The sequence below is a fragment of the Ruegeria sp. AG6 genome (assembly GCF_056541565.1).
Genome location: NZ_JBQFYQ010000001.1, coordinates 367,670 through 383,783, shown reverse-complemented (window position 1 = coordinate 383,783; position 16,114 = coordinate 367,670). Strand labels below are relative to the sequence as shown.

At 59.4% G+C, this 16,114-nt stretch carries 19 protein-coding genes; 11 read left to right on the top strand and 8 right to left on the bottom strand.

Annotation, left to right across the window (positions count from 1 at the left end):
- The first annotated feature begins 15 nt into the window (after window positions 1-15).
- From ACR0I0_RS01915 to ACR0I0_RS01865, 11 genes are all read left to right on the top strand, one after another.
- The gene (locus tag ACR0I0_RS01915; protein WP_152457714.1) at window positions 16-570 is read left to right on the top strand and encodes a DUF3305 domain-containing protein; all 555 of its coding nucleotides are present in this window, start codon (window positions 16-18) and stop codon (window positions 568-570) included.
- On the top strand, window positions 567-1,148 hold the full coding sequence (locus ACR0I0_RS01910) for a DUF3306 domain-containing protein (RefSeq protein ID WP_480489976.1): 582 nt from the start codon (window positions 567-569) through the stop codon (window positions 1,146-1,148). Before ACR0I0_RS01915 ends, ACR0I0_RS01910 begins: the two co-directional genes overlap by 4 nt.
- A 4-nt stretch (window positions 1,149-1,152) precedes the next feature.
- Complete coding sequence (locus ACR0I0_RS01905; RefSeq protein WP_480487305.1) at window positions 1,153-1,764, top strand: TorD/DmsD family molecular chaperone; 612 nt, start codon at window positions 1,153-1,155, stop codon at window positions 1,762-1,764.
- 57 nt (window positions 1,765-1,821) lie between these two features.
- The gene (locus ACR0I0_RS01900; RefSeq protein ID WP_171633057.1) at window positions 1,822-2,010 is read left to right on the top strand and encodes a ubiquinol-cytochrome c reductase iron-sulfur subunit N-terminal domain-containing protein; all 189 of its coding nucleotides are present in this window, start codon (window positions 1,822-1,824) and stop codon (window positions 2,008-2,010) included.
- Window positions 2,011-2,115: 105 nt separating this feature from the next.
- Window positions 2,116-5,010, top strand: a complete 2,895-nt coding sequence (locus ACR0I0_RS01895) for a formate dehydrogenase subunit alpha (protein WP_480489974.1) — start codon at window positions 2,116-2,118, stop codon at window positions 5,008-5,010.
- Between the two features lie 12 nt (window positions 5,011-5,022).
- On the top strand, window positions 5,023-5,616 hold the full coding sequence (gene fdh3B, locus ACR0I0_RS01890; RefSeq protein WP_010439472.1) for a formate dehydrogenase FDH3 subunit beta: 594 nt from the start codon (window positions 5,023-5,025) through the stop codon (window positions 5,614-5,616).
- 111 nt (window positions 5,617-5,727) lie between these two features.
- Window positions 5,728-6,078, top strand: coding sequence for a putative quinol monooxygenase (locus ACR0I0_RS01885; protein WP_171633062.1), 351 nt, complete (start codon window positions 5,728-5,730; stop codon window positions 6,076-6,078).
- A 27-nt stretch (window positions 6,079-6,105) separates the two neighbouring features.
- Window positions 6,106-7,302 (top strand): formate dehydrogenase subunit gamma, encoded by a 1,197-nt coding sequence (locus ACR0I0_RS01880; RefSeq protein ID WP_480489973.1) that lies wholly within the window; start codon window positions 6,106-6,108, stop codon window positions 7,300-7,302.
- Complete coding sequence (locus ACR0I0_RS01875) at window positions 7,303-8,565, top strand: c-type cytochrome (protein ID WP_480489971.1); 1,263 nt, start codon at window positions 7,303-7,305, stop codon at window positions 8,563-8,565.
- Window positions 8,566-8,578: 13 nt separating this feature from the next.
- Window positions 8,579-8,704: a hypothetical protein gene (locus ACR0I0_RS01870; protein ID WP_480489969.1), complete on the top strand. Its 126-nt coding sequence runs from the start codon at window positions 8,579-8,581 to the stop codon at window positions 8,702-8,704.
- Window positions 8,705-9,577, top strand: a complete 873-nt coding sequence (locus ACR0I0_RS01865; RefSeq protein ID WP_171633070.1) for a helix-turn-helix transcriptional regulator — start codon at window positions 8,705-8,707, stop codon at window positions 9,575-9,577.
- A 49-nt stretch (window positions 9,578-9,626) separates the two neighbouring features.
- Here ACR0I0_RS01865 and ACR0I0_RS01860 read toward each other — a convergent pair whose 3' ends face one another.
- From ACR0I0_RS01860 to ACR0I0_RS01825, 8 genes are all read right to left on the bottom strand, one after another.
- Window positions 9,627-10,442 (bottom strand): ABC transporter substrate-binding protein, encoded by an 816-nt coding sequence (locus tag ACR0I0_RS01860; RefSeq protein ID WP_171633073.1) that lies wholly within the window; start codon window positions 10,440-10,442, stop codon window positions 9,627-9,629.
- A gap of 22 nt (window positions 10,443-10,464) precedes the next feature.
- Entirely contained in the window at window positions 10,465-11,199 is a 735-nt protein-coding gene (locus ACR0I0_RS01855; protein WP_171723443.1) for an ATP-binding cassette domain-containing protein, read from the bottom strand.
- Window positions 11,192-11,905, bottom strand: coding sequence for an ABC transporter permease (locus ACR0I0_RS01850; RefSeq protein ID WP_480489968.1), 714 nt, complete (start codon window positions 11,903-11,905; stop codon window positions 11,192-11,194). Before ACR0I0_RS01850 ends, ACR0I0_RS01855 begins: the two co-directional genes overlap by 8 nt.
- Window positions 11,906-12,062: 157 nt before the next feature.
- Entirely contained in the window at window positions 12,063-13,052 is a 990-nt protein-coding gene (locus tag ACR0I0_RS01845; RefSeq protein ID WP_152457702.1) for an ABC transporter substrate-binding protein, read from the bottom strand.
- Between the two features lie 59 nt (window positions 13,053-13,111).
- Window positions 13,112-13,957, bottom strand: a complete 846-nt coding sequence (locus ACR0I0_RS01840) for an ABC transporter permease (RefSeq protein ID WP_171231810.1) — start codon at window positions 13,955-13,957, stop codon at window positions 13,112-13,114.
- A complete protein-coding gene (locus ACR0I0_RS01835; protein WP_171363011.1) occupies window positions 13,954-14,871 on the bottom strand; it encodes an ABC transporter permease in 918 nt (305 codons plus the stop codon). Before ACR0I0_RS01835 ends, ACR0I0_RS01840 begins: the two co-directional genes overlap by 4 nt.
- Window positions 14,868-15,311: a GNAT family N-acetyltransferase gene (locus tag ACR0I0_RS01830; protein ID WP_253283241.1), complete on the bottom strand. Its 444-nt coding sequence runs from the start codon at window positions 15,309-15,311 to the stop codon at window positions 14,868-14,870. Before ACR0I0_RS01830 ends, ACR0I0_RS01835 begins: the two co-directional genes overlap by 4 nt.
- Window positions 15,301-16,098, bottom strand: coding sequence for an ABC transporter ATP-binding protein (locus ACR0I0_RS01825; protein WP_171633083.1), 798 nt, complete (start codon window positions 16,096-16,098; stop codon window positions 15,301-15,303). The genes ACR0I0_RS01830 and ACR0I0_RS01825 overlap by 11 nt, the downstream gene beginning before the upstream one ends.
- Window positions 16,099-16,114: the final 16 nt, after the last annotated feature.

The window sequence follows — 16,114 nt, the reverse complement described above, 5'->3', positions numbered from 1 at the left end:
TTCGGGGAGGAGCCAGTGGCCAAGGCCGCAAGCCAGACTGAAATGCCGGTTGGCGTCATTGTGCGCAAGACACCCGGGGTCACACGGTGGGCCCGGTGGAACTGGCGCGCTGTGGCCCTTTTACCTGGCGCGGGGCCGGCCGACTGGCAGGAACTGCGCCGCGAAGGCGATGCGGTCGAGTATCACGCAGCCACCCTGCCCCTGACGCTCTGGGCAGATGAAACCGAAGCCTACATGGTCAATTTGTCGGATGGGCAGCCTTCGCTGTACCTTGTGCTGCGGGACGAACTGAAAGGCGAAACTCCCCTGAATGCAGTTCTGATCACCGCCTCTCCGTTCGAGGGGCAGGATTACGCGGATACCGGTGAAGAAATTGTCGAGAAGATCCCGATGACCGAAGGGCTGATTGCCTGGGTTCGCGATTTTACTCTGAAACATCATCAGCACGAAGTGTTCGTCAAGCGCCGCCGCGACAAGAAGCGGACAGATCTGGTTGAAGACGGCAAGGGTGATGCTCGTATCCGGCAGACGTCGGACGTGTATCGCGCCCCGAGAAAGGCGCTGCAATGAACCGGCCCGATGATTTCTGGTCTCGCCGAAAGGCCGCCGTTCAGGCCGAAGCCAAGGCAGAGGCACTGGCCCTTGAAGAACAGGTGATCGCAGAACGGCAAGCGGAGCTGGAAGAAAAGGATGACGCCGAGATCCTCGCCGAGTTCAACCTTCCTGACCCAGAGACCCTGCAACCCGGCGACGATGTTTCGGGCTTCATGGCCAAGGCCGTGCCTGATCGCCTGCGTCGTCGTGCTTTGCGTCGGCTGTGGCGGCTGAACCCGGTTCTGGCCAATGTCGACGGGCTGGTTGATTACGGCGAGGACTACACCGATGCGGCCTGCGTGATCGAAAACATGCAAACCGCCTATCAGGTTGGGCAAGGTATGCTGGCACATATCGAAGCACTGGCGGCCGACGCGGAAGAGGCCAAAGACGATGCTGCTGAAAGCGAAGCCGATGCGCGCGCTGAACCCGAGGCCGCGCCGGTCGAACCCGATACCGAGCCCGAACCGGTTTCCGTCGCCCGCGCGGACGAGCCGGAAGAAATCGACCTTCCCCCGGCGCCACGTCGAATGACATTTGAATTTGAAGGATGACCGAATGACCGCAAGTGACGCGCACGCTCTGGACGTTTCAGCCGAGGATCGCCTGCGCGCGGATTTCTACAACTTTCTGGGCTTGCTGCTGGCCGGTCCACCCGACCAGATGCTGTTGGATCAAATGGCGGGCCTCAGCGGTGATGACACTGATCTTGGTCAGGCCATCCAAGCCATGGCGCGGGTTGCAAAGGTCACTAAGCCCGCCGCCGCTGAACGGGAATTCAATGCATTGTTCATCGGTTTGGGTCGGGGCGAACTGCTGCCCTATGCCAGCTTCTACCTCACTGGTTTTCTGAACGAGAAACCTCTTGCGCAGCTCCGCAATGACATGGCCGTGCGTGGGATCACACGCGCCCAGAACGTGTTTGAGCCCGAGGACAACATCGCCTCATTGATGGAGATGATGGCAGGCATGATCGTTGGGCGTTTTGGCAGCCCGGCATCGCTTGAAGACCAGAAAGCGTTCTGGAGCAAACATATCGGCCCATGGGCCGCACATTTCTATTCGGATTTGGAAGCTGCTGAAAACTCGGTTCTCTATGCATCCGTCGGCACCGCCGGTCGGGTATTCATGGAGATCGAGCGCGAAGCGTTCCGGATGACAGCGGGGTAGCCCGCAAATCGCCGGTGCCCCGTGGGCACCAAACCGCAATTGGGACAGGAGGAGCCCATGAGCAAGACCAAGGAAGAAGGCGCCACACGCCGCGACTTCCTCAAACTGGCCGGAACCGCAGCACCTGCTGCCGTTGCCGCCGCCAGCCTGACCGGAAAAGCCGAAGCGGCCGAAACGCCGACAGACGACACCCGCATCCAGGATACCGCGCATACACGCGCCTACATCGAAAGCACCCGGTTCTAGGATCGGACGTTTTCACACCCGACTGACGGTTGCGATTGGCCCCGACGTCGGCTTCAGCAGTACCAAGCCAGCCGTGGCATACACGGCGCGCAAGGGAGGAAACAAATGCTTAGGAAAAAGACCAACGGGGTTGCGAGACGCCCCCAGCGGACAAGTATCCTGTCCCAAATCGGCGAGAATACCGTCGATCGCCGCGCATTCCTGCGTGGCTCGGGCCTGACGATCGGCGGCCTTGCCGCGATCAGCGCCACGGGTGGAACCGTGACGCCAGCCAACGCCCAGACCGCAGCCAACACGGCAGTCGAGAACATCAAATCCGTCTGCACGCATTGTTCGGTCGGTTGCACCGTGGTTGCCGAAGTTCAGAACGGCGTCTGGATCGGGCAGGAACCCGGCTGGGACAGCCCGTTCAACCTGGGCGCTCATTGCGCCAAAGGGGCCTCGGTTCGCGAGCACGCCCATGGCGAGCGCCGCCTGAAATACCCGATGAAAAAAGAAGGCGGAGAGTGGAAGCGCATCAGCTGGGAAGAGGCGATCAACGAGATCGGCGACGGCATGATGAGCATCCGCGAAGAAAGCGGGCCTGACAGCGTCTACTGGTTGGGCTCGGCCAAGCACAACAACGAACAGGCTTATCTGTTCCGCAAGTTCGCCGCCTACTGGGGCACGAACAACGTGGACCATCAGGCCCGGATCTGCCACTCGACCACTGTTGCGGGCGTTGCGAATACATGGGGCTACGGCGCCATGACCAACAGCTACAACGACATGCACAACAGCAAGGCGATCTTCATCATCGGCGGCAACCCTGCCGAGGCGCATCCCGTCTCGCTGCTGCATATTCTGCGCGCAAAAGAGCAGAACAACGCCCCGCTGATCGTCTGCGACCCGCGCTTTACGCGCACTGCGGCGCACGCGGATGAATATGTCCGTTTCCGCCCCGGCACGGACGTTGCGCTGATCTGGGGTATCCTCTGGCACATCTTCGACAACGGTTGGGAAGACAAAGAGTTCATCCGCACCCGTGTCTGGGGCATGGATCAGATCCGCGAAGAAGTTGCCAAGTGGAACCCGGATGAGGTGGAACGTGTCACCGGCACTCCGGGGTCGCAGTTGAAGCGGGTTGCCCGCACGATGGCCAACAACCGTCCCGGAACGGTTGTCTGGTGCATGGGCGGAACGCAGCACACCAACGGCAACAACAACACCCGCGCGTATTGCGTACTTCAGCTTGCACTGGGCAACATGGGCACCTCGGGTGGTGGCACCAACATCTTCCGCGGTCATGACAACGTTCAGGGCGCAACGGACCTTGGTGTTCTTTCCCATACCCTGCCCGGCTATTATGGCCTGTCCGCAGGCGCATGGGGTCACTGGGCCCGTGTCTGGGGCGAAGAACCTGAATGGCTGGCCGGTCAGTTCGCCACGATCAAGGACAAGGACGGCAAGGACAAACCGCTGCAGAACGAGCGCGGCATTCCCGTTTCCCGCTGGATTGACGGTGTTCTGGAAGACCCGGCCAACATGGATCAGGACAACAATGTCCGCGCCATGGTTCTGTGGGGCCACGCGCCCAACTCGCAGACCCGGATGACGGAAATGAAGACGGCGATGGAAAAGCTGGACATGCTGGTCGTTATCGACCCGTATCCCACCGTTTCCGCCGTTTTGCATGACCGGACCGATGGCGTTTACCTGTTGCCGGCCTGTACGCAGTTCGAAACCCGTGGCTCGGTCACGGCTTCGAACCGGTCGTTGCAGTGGCGCGACAAGGTGGTCGATCCGTTATTCGAAAGTCTGCCGGACGAGGTCATCATGGCCAAGTTCGCCAACAAGTTCGGCTGGGCGGATCGGTTCTTCCGCAATATCGAGATGGAAGACCCCGAAACCCCGAATGTTGAAAGCATCACGCGTGAGTTCAACTCGGGCCTCTGGACCATCGGCTATACCGGTCAGTCGCCGGAACGTCTGAAAAGCCATATGGCCAACCAGCACACGTTCGACAGAACCACGCTGCAAGCCATTGGTGGACCAAACGACGGCGAATATTACGGTCTACCGTGGCCCTGCTGGGGCACACCGGAAATGGGCCATACGGGGACACCAAACCTCTATGACATGTCCAAACCGGTGGCCGAAGGCGGCCTGACCTTCCGCGCCCGTTTTGGCGTGGAACGCGACGGCGACAACCTGCTGGCCGAAGGGGTCTATAGCGTTGGGTCGGAAATTCAGGATGGCTATCCAGAGTTTACGATGCAGATGCTGATGGATCTTGGCTGGGACGGTGATCTGACGGCCGAGGAACGCGCGGCCATCGACGCCGTGGCCGGACCAAAGACCAACTGGAAAACCGACCTGTCCGGCGGCATCCAGCGGGTCGCGATTGCACATGGCTGTGCGCCCTTCGGGAACGCCAAGGCCCGCGCGGTTGTCTGGACCTTCCCGGATCCGATCCCGCTGCATCGCGAGCCGCTCTACACGCCGCGGCGCGATCTGGTGGCCGACTATCCCACCTATGAGGACCGGCATGCCTATCGCCTTCCGACCTTGTACGCCTCGATCCAGAAGAACGACTTTTCAAAGGATTACCCGATAATCCTAACGTCTGGTCGTCTGGTCGAATATGAAGGCGGCGGTGATGAGACACGGTCCAATCCGTGGTTGGCTGAGCTTCAGCAGGACATGTTCGTCGAGATCAATCCGCGCGATGCCAACAACCTTGGCATTCGGGACGGATCACAGGTCTGGGTCGAAGGCCCCGAGGGCGGCAAAGTCAAGGTGACGGCGATGCTGACCAACAGGGTCGGTGCCGGCGTGGCCTTCATGCCGTTCCACTTCGGCGGCCATTTCCAGGGCGAGGACCTCAGGGAGAAATACCCCAAAGGTGCAGACCCCTATGTGCTGGGTGAAAGTACCAACACCGCCCAGACCTATGGCTATGATTCAGTGACCCAGATGCAGGAGACCAAGGCGACTCTCTGCAAGATCTGGGCAGCGTAAGGAGGACGATTAATGGCTAGAGCAAAGTTTCTCTGCGACGCTGAACGCTGCATCGAGTGCAACGCCTGCGTAACCGCGTGTAAGAACGAACACGAGGTGCCGTGGGGCATCAACCGCCGAAGGGTGGTGACGATCAATGACGGCAACCCGGGCGAACGCTCGATCTCGGTCGCCTGTATGCATTGTTCGGATGCGCCCTGCATGGCGGTGTGCCCGGTCGACTGCTTCTATCAGAACGAAGAAGGGGTCGTGCTGCACTCCAAGGACCTGTGCATTGGCTGCGGCTATTGCTTCTATGCGTGCCCCTTCGGTGCGCCGCAATACCCGCAGGCGGGCAACTTTGGATCGCGCGGCAAGATGGACAAATGTACCTTCTGCGCCGGCGGCCCCGAGGAAACGCACTCGACCGCAGAGTTCGCCAAATACGGTCGCAACCGGATCGCCGAGGGCAAGCTGCCCATCTGCGCCGAAATGTGTTCCACAAAGGCCCTGCTCGCCGGTGACGGCGACGTGGTTTCCGCAGTTTACCGTGAACGCGTCGTGGCGCGCGGTTTCGGCTCGGGCGCCTGGGGCTGGGGCACGGCCTACGACCAGAAAGACGGTTGAAATCCGGCTTTTGACAAAACAGCCTCCCGCCCTTTGCGGGGGGCTTTTCAGGTGATGTGATCGGGGATCCGTTTCCTGCAACGTCACAGCAAACAAATTTGAGAGGCGCGCATGACCAATGATGTTTACTGGCTGCTGAAGCTTGACCTCGATCTGGATAAAAAGGATGAGTTCGAAGCGCTTATGGCGGAAATGGTCGCGGCCACACTGCAAGAAACCGGCGCCAGAAGCTATGAATGGCACATGACCGGTTCGGCCGTTCATATCTATGAACGCTATGCCAGTTCCGAAGATGCCATGATACATATGCAAAATTTTGGTGCTAATTTTGCGGAACGGTTTCTGGCGCTTCTGACGCCAGTGGGGTTGGACGTGTATGGTCCGGCCAAGGATGATCTTCGCGAAGCGCTCGCACCGGTCGGCGCCGTTTTTCACCAGCAAATCGGTGGATTTGACCGCTGATATGAAAATGCACAGGAGGATATCCCTATGCGTCTGATTCAGTTTCTGCTCGTTTCGATTTTTCTGACCGGAGCCGCATGGGCGCAAGAGACCTCTGAACCCACGACGGATGAGCGCACCTCGACCGGCGGAGCGACAACGCTGGAAGACATTCTCGCCCGGCAGCGTGGTGAAACCGTCGACAACAGCTATCGTTCCGAGAACACTGGTCAGGGCAATGCCGAGGGGTTGCTGGGTCAGCTTGGCACGCGTGGAGTGGCCTCGGACAGTGACGTGTATCGCGCTTTGCGCTATGGCTCGGCTGATGTGACGGTGTCTTCTCATGGTCCGGCAGACAGCGTGCTGATTCAGGATGGCGGCATGTGGTGGCTGACCTTCCGCACCGGACCGCTGCGCGAATACGGCACCTATATCATTGCCGGGATGCTGGGCATCATCCTGTTATTTTTCTTGATCCGAGGCAAAATTCGCATCGATGGTGAGAAAACCGGCCGTACGGTCACGCGTTTCAACGGGTTCGAGCGGTTCGGCCACTGGTTGTTTGCCGGGTCATTCCTGATCCTTGGCGTCACGGGCCTGCTGACGCTTTATGGGCGCGACTTCCTGATCCCGGTTTTCGGGAAAGAGGGCTTTGCAGCCCTCGCACAGGGCTGCAAGTGGTTGCACAACAATCTGGCCTGGGCCTTCATGCTGGGCCTGATCATCGTCACGGTAAACTGGATTGCCCATAATATCCCCAACCGCGTCGATCTGAAATGGCTGGCCGCGGGTGGCGGGTTGTTTACCAAGAACAGCCATCCACCGGCAAAGAAATTCAACGCTGGTCAAAAGATCATATTCTGGGCCTGCATCCTGCTGGGCGCCTCCATCAGCCTGTCGGGTCTGTCGCTGTTGTTCCCGTTCGAGATGCCCTTGTTTGCCAAAACCTTCCAGATCGCCAATGCGACCGGTATTCCGCAAATGATGGGCCTGAACCTGCCGGTGCAGATGTCGCCGCAGGAAGAAATGCAATATGCTCAGGTCTGGCACGTGATGGTTGCTTATGTGTTCATTGCGATCATCGTGGCGCATATCTATCTCGGCTCTGTCGGAATGGAGGGCGCCTTTGACGCCATGGGCACCGGCGAGGTCGAAGAACAATGGGCCCGTGAACACCACTCTTTATGGCTGGAAGAAGTTCAGAAAAAAGAGGCAGGCAAAACCGCCGCCTCGCCTGCTGAATAGATGCGGGGGCTGGTACTGGCCCTGGCGCTGATCCCTCTGCCCGCCTTGGCCGAATTCTTCACACTCAAGGGACACGGCGGCCCAATCATGGGGATCGCCACAGCCTCGGACGGGCGTATCGCAACAGCCAGTTTCGACAATTCCGTCGGGCTGTGGGATGATCGGACCCCCGAATGGCTGGAAGGTCATGAAGCCGCCGTGAACGCCGTTGCCTTCAATGGCACGGCCATCTACTCGGCGGGAGATGACTTCACCCTGCGCAAGTGGCCCGGTGGCGACGTGGTTGGGCGACATCAGGGCAAGATCGTGGGTCTTGCAGCGTCCAAGACCCACGTCGCAACCGCCAGTTGGGACGGAATGATTGGGCTTTGGCCCGTGAACGGAGCCGCGCCCACAACTCTTGGACCGACGGGAAGCGGTGTGAACGCCGTAGTTTTTTCTTCTGACGGCACACGGCTTTATTCAGCAAGCATGGATGGGTCGCTGCGCATTTGGGATATCTCGACTGGGCAAGAGATCAACCGGCTCATCGAACACGGGTTCGGTATCAACGAGCTGGTCCTGAATGAACAGGACAACTGGATCGCTTACGGTGCCGTCGACGGAGTGACCCGAATACTGGACCTTTCCACCGGTGAAGAACGCGATTTCACTCTGGATCGTCGCCCGATCCTGGCCATGGCGCTCAGCCCGGATCGTCGGTTTCTGGCCGTGGGCGACGGCGAAGGCTATATCATGGTCATCGATACCTCGGACTGGCGCATCGCGCAGGACTTTCGCGCAACGTTGCGGGGGCCAGTCTGGGCCCTGGCCTTCTCGGTCGATGGTGAAAACATCCATGCTGGCGGGATCGACGAGGCCATGTACAGTTGGCCGGTAACCGCCCTGTCCGATCGGCAACAGATGGCTTTTGCCGAGCCAAGTTTTCTGCAAAACCCCGACGAGATGGACAATGGTGAGCGTCAGTTCGCGCGGAAATGCTCGATCTGTCACAGCCTCACCCCCAACAGCCAGCGCCGCGCAGGCCCCTCCTTGCACGGGGTTTTCGGCAGGCGCGCGGGCACGTTCCCGGGATATTTGTACTCGGATACGCTGCAAGGCTCTGATATCATTTGGAATGACGAAACGATAAATGCTCTTTTCGACGAAGGGCCAGACCATTACATTCCGGGGTCCAAGATGCCGATGCAGCGAATTACACAAGCTCAGGATCGTCAGGATCTTATTGTTTTTCTGCGCCGCGCAACGGGTGCCCGGAACTGAACTGGAGGAGACCATGAAAGCCTTTCTTGCCGCGGTCGCCGCAATGGTCGTCATTGCAGTGGCAGCCCCTGTCGTGCTGGATCGGATCGGGTTCATCGCCGCCGACGCCACGTCCGGCTCTGCCGTGCGCCTCGACTGAATGTCGCAATACCTGACCACCCGCGAACTGGCCGATCTGCTGCGCATCGGCGAGCGCAAAGCCTATGATCTTGCCTCCTCGGGCGAGGTGCCCTGTGTTCGCGCCATGGGCAAGCTGTTGTTCCCGCGGGCCGAAATCATTGCCTGGCTCAACGCGTCGCGATCCGGCCCGCAGGTGGCCGAACCGCCTCTGCCTCCGATTGTAGCAGGTAGCCATGATCCTCTGTTGGACTGGGCGCTGCGTGAAAGCGGATCGGGGCTTGCCACCTATTACGACGGCTCCTTTGACGGGCTGACACGGCTGAGCGAACGCAGCGCACAGGCGGCCGTGTTGCATATCCACGAAGACGGAGGGTTCAACGAAAAATCCCTGCGTGACGCCTTGGGCGAAGGGCCGGTGGTGTTGTACGAAATCGCCCGACGCAAGCGCGGGCTGCTTCTTGCCCCGGGCATATCGGATATCAAAACGTTTAAGGATCTCAAATCGCGCCGCGTGATCATGCGTCAGGACAGTGCGGCCAGCCAACACCTGTTCGATAGCCAGCTGGAAGCACATGGCATGAGCCGAGACGATCTGGACGCAACCCCCGGCTGCGCACGCACCGAAGAGGAACTGGCCATCGCCCTTCACGGCGAAAAGGCCGAGGCCGGCTTTGGGCTGGGGGCTTTGGCAGGGCTTTACAACCTGGGTTTCGTCCCCACCCATTCCGAGAGGCTGGATCTGGCGATTTGGCGCAGGTCATATTTTGATCCGCCAATGCAGAAACTGATAACGCTGCTGCGCTCGGATCAATTTGCGCAAAGGGCCCGTGAATTCGGTGGCTACGACCTGTCGGGCCTGGGCACGATACACCACAACGGTGCCAGCGGGTGAGCCCTCACCCGCCTTTTACCTTGTCAGGATGCGCCCGCCGCAGGCCGGCTTAGTCGGCGTTCGGAAAGAACACCTGCTGTCCGTCCAGCCTGAACGACGCAATCGCTTCCTGCCCGTCCGGCCCCGTCAGCCAGTCGATGAAACGTTGGCCGGCTGCCGCCCGCACATGCGCGTGCTTGTCAGGGTTCACAAGAATCACACCGTATTGATTGAACAGGCGCGGATCCCCTTCGACCAATACCTCAAGATTTCCCCGGTTTCCAAAAGACAGCCACGTGGCTCGATCCGTCAGCGTATAGGCATCCATTCCACTGGCCACGTTCAGCGTCGCGCCCATACCAGATCCGGTCTCGCGATACCAAGCACCCGAAGCCTCGGCAGGGTCCAGCCCGGCTGCGGACCAATAGCCCAGCTCGGCCTTGTGTGTTCCGCTGTCGTCACCGCGTGATGCAAACGGCGCTTCCACCTCGGCGATTTTCGACAGCGCGGCCAACACATCGACGCCGCCGCGAATTCGGGCAGGGTCAGACTTGGGGCCGACCAGAACGAAATCATTGTACATCAGATCCTTCCGCTCTACGCCCCAACCATCAGCAACGAATTTCTCCTCGGCCGGTTTGGAGTGAACCAAAAGAACATCCCCGTCCCCGTTGACGGCGTTCCGAATGGCTTGACCGGTTCCAACCGCCACGACACGGACATCGATACCTGAATCGGCTTCGAACCACGGCAGGATGTAATCCAACAGTCCCGAGTTCTGTGTAGACGTGGTCGACTGCACCACAATAAACGGTTCTTCCGCCGAAACCGCGCTGGTCAACAGGCCCACAGCCACCACCGCTGCCCGAATTGATTTCCGGAACATCACACTCTCCGCTTTCTGTATTTCATGTAACCAACCCGCCCGCCAAATAGCGGCGCGACGCATCGCTTTCGGGTGAATTCAAAACCTGTTTTGCCACACCGTGTTCCACGACATGCCCGCCCTGCATCATGACCACGTCCGAGGCCAAACGACGGGCCTGACCGATATCATGCGTCACCATCACGATCCGCACGGCCCGAGCCGATGCCCGCAATATCATTCGTTCGATCATCTGGGTCGCGCTGGGATCCAGAGCGCTGGTGGGCTCGTCCAGAAACAAGGTCTCGGGGTCCAGCGCCAGCGCACGGAGAATCGCCAATCGCTGCGCTTCTCCCCCGGACAATGACCGCGCGGGTTGTCTGGCCTTGCCGTCCAGCCCGCCTTCGGTCAGCAATTCGGCGATACGGGCCTTACGGGCCCTTCGCCCCATGCCTTGACGCTTGAGAACGAAGTCAAGGTTTGCCGCAACAGATCGGCGCAGCAGAACCGGTTTCTGAAACACCATGGCCTGGCGGGCTTTCTGTGCCGCGCCCAGCGGTTTTCCACCCTGGACGACCTGCCCCCGATCCGGCGTGATCAGCCCGTGCAGACAGCGCAGCAACAGGCTTTTGCCTGCACCGTTGGGGCCAAGAATCAAGGTTGGCCCCGGCCCATCCAGAACCAATGACGAGACGTCCAACAACGCCTTGCCGCTAGTGCGGATTTGCAGGTTCTCGACCTTCAGGCAGTTCACCCTGTCGCAGAGCAGGTCACGCATGACGCACCCCTTCCCGTTCGGCCCGCAGGCTGATCGCGCTGACCATCGCGTTCACGGCCACCGCGATCCCGATCAGGATTACCCCCAGCGCCAACGCCAGCGCCAGATTTCCCTTCGACGTCTCCAACGCGATCGTCGTCGTCATTACGCGCGTCACATGGTTGATGTTGCCGCCCACGATGATCACCGCGCCGACCTCGGCAATGGCGCGCCCAAACCCCGCAAGCAAGGCGGTAACCAGTGCCAGCCGCGCATCCCAGAGAAGCACGGGAACCGATGCCAGCCGCGACACGCCCAGTGATCGCAGCTGTTCGGAATATTCCTCGGCCAGCATTTCGACCACCTGCCGGGTCAATGCCGCGATAATAGGAGTGACCAACACGACCTGCGCAATGATCATGGCCGTCGGGGTATACAAAAGCTCTAGCACACCCAACGGGCCGGAACGGGACAGCATCAGATAGACCAGCAGCCCCACGACCACGGGCGGGAACCCCATCAGGGCATTCATCAGAACGATCAGCATCCGCCGCCCCGGAAACCTGGCCACAGCCAGAGCGGCACCGACGGGCATGCCGATCAGGGCGGAAATCAGAACCGCAAACACGGATACTTTCAGGGACAACAGCACAATCGCCCACAGCTCTGAGTCTCCCTCAAAGATCAGCGCGATGGCAGAGCTGAATTCTGATGCAAATGCCTGCATTTTATCCCGTGAGGTTCACAATTCGTATGAAATGCGTTCGTTTACAGGTAAATACTACTCTGATTTCAGGTCGAGTACAGACACATATCCGGCATTTAGAATGAAAAACGCGGCCCCGATTGGGACCGCGCCTCAATTCCCCAAGGAAAGGCTGAGATCAATTCAGTGCAGCATCGGTGATCTGATGTGTCCAGGCCCCTTCGGGCTTTTTGGTTATAACCGGATCAGACCCGCCTGCCAGCAATGTGTTGACGGTGCGGTCGAAATCAGCCGGGTCCAGCGCGCCGTTCGACCCTGCGGTCAACTTGGCGATCTCACCCATCATACGCTTTTGGTGCTCTTCCGTCTGAGCACCGGTTGCATCGTTTTCCAGAACGATTTCCGCCGCTTCGTCCGGGTTCTCCTCGGCATATTTCCACCCCTTCATCGACGCGCGAACGAACCGCTCCATCTTGTCGGCGAAGGCCGCATCGCTCAGGTTCTCTTCCAGCACATAAAGGCCGTCTTCCAGCGTTGCCACGCCCTGGTCTTCGTATTTGAAGGTCACCAGCTCATCCGGGCTGACACCGGCATCGATGACCTGCCAGTATTCATTGTAGGTCATGGTGCTGATGCAATCCGCCTGACGCTGAAGCAACGGGTCGACGTTGAAGCCCTGCTTCAGAACTTCCACTCCGTTTTCGCTTTTGCCATCGGTACTGATGCCCAACTGGCTCATCCAGCTCATGAAGGGAAACTCGTTGCCAAAGAACCAGACACCCAGCGTGCGGTTTTTGAGGTCTTCGGGCGACGAGATCCCGGCGTCTTTCCAGCAGGTCAGCATCATGCCCGAGCTTTTGAAAGGTTGCGCGATGTTCACCAGCGGCAGCCCTTTTTCACGGGCAGCCAGCGCGGCAGGCATCCATTCGACGGTCACATCGGCACCACCGCCTGCAATCACTTGCGTCGGAGCGATGTCAGGCCCGCCGGGCAGAATGGTGACGTCCAGCCCCTCTTCTTCGTAAAAGCCCTTGTCCTTGGCAACATAATAGCCCGCGAACTGTGCTTGCGTGACCCATTTCAGTTGCAATGTCACCTCATCCGCCGCCAGCGCCGCACTGGCTGCCAGGCTAAAGGCGGCAACCGCCCCGCTGAGTAGCTTGTTCATCTTCATTTCTCCTAGTTGCTTGTTGTGCCCCAATTTCGGGGTCTGTTGATTTCTTTGTTTTATCCGCGCTGTGACGGGTGCCAGAAGGTCACCACTTTTTCGATCCCCGCCACCAGCCCATAAAAGGCCGTGCCGGCCAGTGCCGCAACAACGATTTCGGCCCAGACCATGTCCAGCGACAATTGCCCGACGCTGGTAGAGATCCGGAACCCCATACCAAGTGTCGGTGAACCGAAGAACTCGGCCACGATAGCGCCGATCAGAGCCAAAGTGGTGGAAATCTTCAACCCGTTGAAAATGAAGGGCATCGCTGCGGGCAAACGCAGTTTCATGAAGCTCTGCCAATAGGTTGCGGCATAGGTCTCCATCAGATCGCGCTGCATCGAGGTGGCTTCCCGCAGGCCTGCCACGGTGTTGACGAGCATCGGAAAGAACACCATCACAACCACCACCGCCGCCTTGGAGTGCCAGTCGAACCCAAACCACATCACCAGAATGGGGGCGGTTCCGACAATCGGCAGGGCGGCCACGAAATTGCCGACCGGCAACAGGCCCAGACGCAGGAAATCCCAGCGATCCACCGCAATCGCCATCAGAAAGGCCGCGATGCACCCGATGACATAGCCGCTGAGCGCGCCCTTGATGATGGTCTGCACAAAGTCAGCCCACAGGATCGGAAGGCTGTCCGCAAACCGTACCGCAATTACCGACGGCGCGGGCAGGATGACCAGAGGAACCTCAAGCCCGCGCACCAGAAGCTCCCAGATCCCGATGACCGTCAGGCCAAAGATCAGCGGGGCCAGAAACCGCACCATTCGGGTGTCGGCATAAGGCCCGCTGGCCAACCGGCTGTTCAACCACCAGCCCAAAAGCCAAAGCAGAACAGCACACAAAACCAGTATCATTGCGCCATCCCCATTCGTTTCAGTACTGCACGTTCAATCAGCCCCAGCAACCCGACCAGGCATGCCGCCAGAATGGCAGCCGCGAACAGAGCCGACCAGATCTGTACCGTCTGACCGTAATAGCTGCCGGCAAGCAATCGCGCGCCCAGACCGGCAACAGCCCCTGTCGGAAGCTCACCAACAATGGCGCCGACCAGCGACGCGGCGATCCCGATTTTCAGCGAGGTGAACAGATACGGCATGGATGCCGGCAGGCGCAATTTCCAAAAGCCCTGAGACCGACTGGCGTTATACGTCCGCAACAAGTCCAGCTGCATCGCATCGGGGCTGCGCAGGCCCTTGACCATGCCGACGACAACCGGAAAGAAACTCAGATAGGCCGATATGATCGCCTTGGGAATGATGCCCTGGATACCAACGGAATACAGCACCACAATGATCATCGGCGCCAGCGCGATGATCGGAATGGTTTGACTGACAATGGCCCATGGCATGACCGACAGGTCCATAACGCGGCTATGCACGATACCCACGGCCAGAAGGATCCCCAGGCCGGTGCCAATCGCAAATCCCAGCATCGTCGCGCTGAGCGTGACCCAGCCATGATAGATCAGCGACCGTTTCGAAGTGATCTTTTTCTGGACCGTCGTTTCCCACATTTCTACGGCGACCTGATGCGGGGCCGGCAGTCGAGGCCGGTCCTGTTCCCACGTGGCCGGGATGGCGAATGTGTTGTTCAAAACAAGACCAACCTCGGACATGTCCCGCCGGTCCTTGGCAGACGGCGGCTGTACGACGGCCCCCGCGCGTTCCTGTTCGGTCAACACGCCCTTTATGTTCATCGGAATACAGGCCACGTACCAGAACAGAACAATTGCGGCGATGACTGTGAATACGGCGATGACTTGCTTCATGCACGCCACTCCATCCGATAGACGGGCACGGTATCCGGCGGCACAGGGGGTTCCTCGGCAGTCACTTCAAACCCTTCACGGCGATAAAAACGTTGCGCCGCCGTATTGGGCCGGTGCGTCGTCAGCCAGAGAAAATTTCGGCCCTCTTTTGCTTTGTCGACAAGGCGCTTGCCGATACCCTGCCCCGTCCGGCTGCAATACAGCGCGCCGATTTTATTCTGTGCCGGGTCCAATGACATGTAGCAATCGACCGGATCACCTGCGACCCACATTTCACGGCTGTCGAATGCGTCGCTGATCAGCTTCGCCAGTTCATCAACCGGCAGTTCGTCGGGCATCCAGTCCGTTTGCGTGGCCCAGTCATGAACAACCCTGGCACAGGCAGGCACATCACCTGGCGCCGCGCGCCGGATTTTATCCGCATTCAACTCAGCCATCATTGGAATGCCCACCCCGCAAACCTTCGCGCACGCGATGCGCGACCTCGATGAATTCCGGGGTGTCGCGGATGTCCAGCGGCCGTTCCTTGGGCAGCGGGCTGTCAATCACATCGGCGATCCGCCCGGGCCGTGGGCTCATCACCACGATCTTTGTGCTCAGATAAACCGCCTCGGGAATGGAATGCGTCACAAATCCGATCGTCTTTTCCGTACGCGCCCAAAGCTCAAGAAGCTGCTCGTTCAGATGGTCCCGCACGATCTCATCCAGCGCCCCGAACGGCTCGTCCATCAGCAGGATATCCGCGTCGAACGCAAGGGCCCGAGCAATACTGGCCCTCTGCTGCATCCCACCGGACAACTGCCAGGGAAACTTGCCGCCAAACCCTTCCAAATCAACTAGTTCCAGGACTTTTTTCACCCGTTCATCCTGTTCGGCAGCAGGGTATCCCATGATCTCAAGAGGCAGTTTTATGTTCTTTGCAATAGTACGCCAGGGATATAGGCCCGCCGCCTGAAAGACATACCCGTACGCCCGGTTTCGACGCGCCTCATCAGGCGTCATGCCATTGACGGTCAGCGTCCCGTCCGTAGGTGTCTCCAGGGCTGCGATACAACGCAGAAAGGTGGTTTTGCCACAGCCGGACGGCCCGATGAAACTGACGAAATCGCCCTTGTCTATTGTCAGGTTCACGTCTTTAAGCGCGTGTACAGGCCCATCATTGGTCTGGAATGTCAGGTCTAGCTGCCTTGCCTCGATGACGGGCTGGGTCGTGCTTTCAGTGTTCATTTTATTGCCTTGAAAA

Excerpts from the sequence above, each read along its gene's own strand:
- ACR0I0_RS01870 (WP_480489969.1), top strand. The coding sequence starts at position 8,579 with ATGAAAGCCTTTCTTGCCGCGGTCGCCGCAATGGTCGTCATTGCAGTG.
- ACR0I0_RS01845 (WP_152457702.1), bottom strand. The coding sequence starts at position 13,052 with ATGAACAAGCTACTCAGCGGGGCGGTTGCCGCCTTTAGCCTGGCAGCC.
- ACR0I0_RS01895 (WP_480489974.1), top strand. The coding sequence starts at position 2,116 with ATGCTTAGGAAAAAGACCAACGGGGTTGCGAGACGCCCCCAGCGGACA.
- ACR0I0_RS01825 (WP_171633083.1), bottom strand. The coding sequence starts at position 16,098 with ATGAACACTGAAAGCACGACCCAGCCCGTCATCGAGGCAAGGCAGCTA.
- ACR0I0_RS01905 (WP_480487305.1), top strand. The coding sequence starts at position 1,153 with ATGACCGCAAGTGACGCGCACGCTCTGGACGTTTCAGCCGAGGATCGC.
- ACR0I0_RS01830 (WP_253283241.1), bottom strand. The coding sequence starts at position 15,311 with ATGATGGCTGAGTTGAATGCGGATAAAATCCGGCGCGCGGCGCCAGGT.
- ACR0I0_RS01900 (WP_171633057.1), top strand. The coding sequence starts at position 1,822 with ATGAGCAAGACCAAGGAAGAAGGCGCCACACGCCGCGACTTCCTCAAA.
- fdh3B (WP_010439472.1), top strand. The coding sequence starts at position 5,023 with ATGGCTAGAGCAAAGTTTCTCTGCGACGCTGAACGCTGCATCGAGTGC.
- ACR0I0_RS01860 (WP_171633073.1), bottom strand. The coding sequence starts at position 10,442 with ATGTTCCGGAAATCAATTCGGGCAGCGGTGGTGGCTGTGGGCCTGTTG.
- ACR0I0_RS01885 (WP_171633062.1), top strand. The coding sequence starts at position 5,728 with ATGACCAATGATGTTTACTGGCTGCTGAAGCTTGACCTCGATCTGGAT.
- ACR0I0_RS01910 (WP_480489976.1), top strand. The coding sequence starts at position 567 with ATGAACCGGCCCGATGATTTCTGGTCTCGCCGAAAGGCCGCCGTTCAG.
- ACR0I0_RS01880 (WP_480489973.1), top strand. The coding sequence starts at position 6,106 with ATGCGTCTGATTCAGTTTCTGCTCGTTTCGATTTTTCTGACCGGAGCC.
- ACR0I0_RS01835 (WP_171363011.1), bottom strand. The coding sequence starts at position 14,871 with ATGAAGCAAGTCATCGCCGTATTCACAGTCATCGCCGCAATTGTTCTG.
- ACR0I0_RS01875 (WP_480489971.1), top strand. The coding sequence starts at position 7,303 with ATGCGGGGGCTGGTACTGGCCCTGGCGCTGATCCCTCTGCCCGCCTTG.
- ACR0I0_RS01865 (WP_171633070.1), top strand. The coding sequence starts at position 8,705 with ATGTCGCAATACCTGACCACCCGCGAACTGGCCGATCTGCTGCGCATC.
- ACR0I0_RS01840 (WP_171231810.1), bottom strand. The coding sequence starts at position 13,957 with ATGATACTGGTTTTGTGTGCTGTTCTGCTTTGGCTTTTGGGCTGGTGG.
- ACR0I0_RS01850 (WP_480489968.1), bottom strand. The coding sequence starts at position 11,905 with ATGCAGGCATTTGCATCAGAATTCAGCTCTGCCATCGCGCTGATCTTT.
- ACR0I0_RS01855 (WP_171723443.1), bottom strand. The coding sequence starts at position 11,199 with ATGCGTGACCTGCTCTGCGACAGGGTGAACTGCCTGAAGGTCGAGAAC.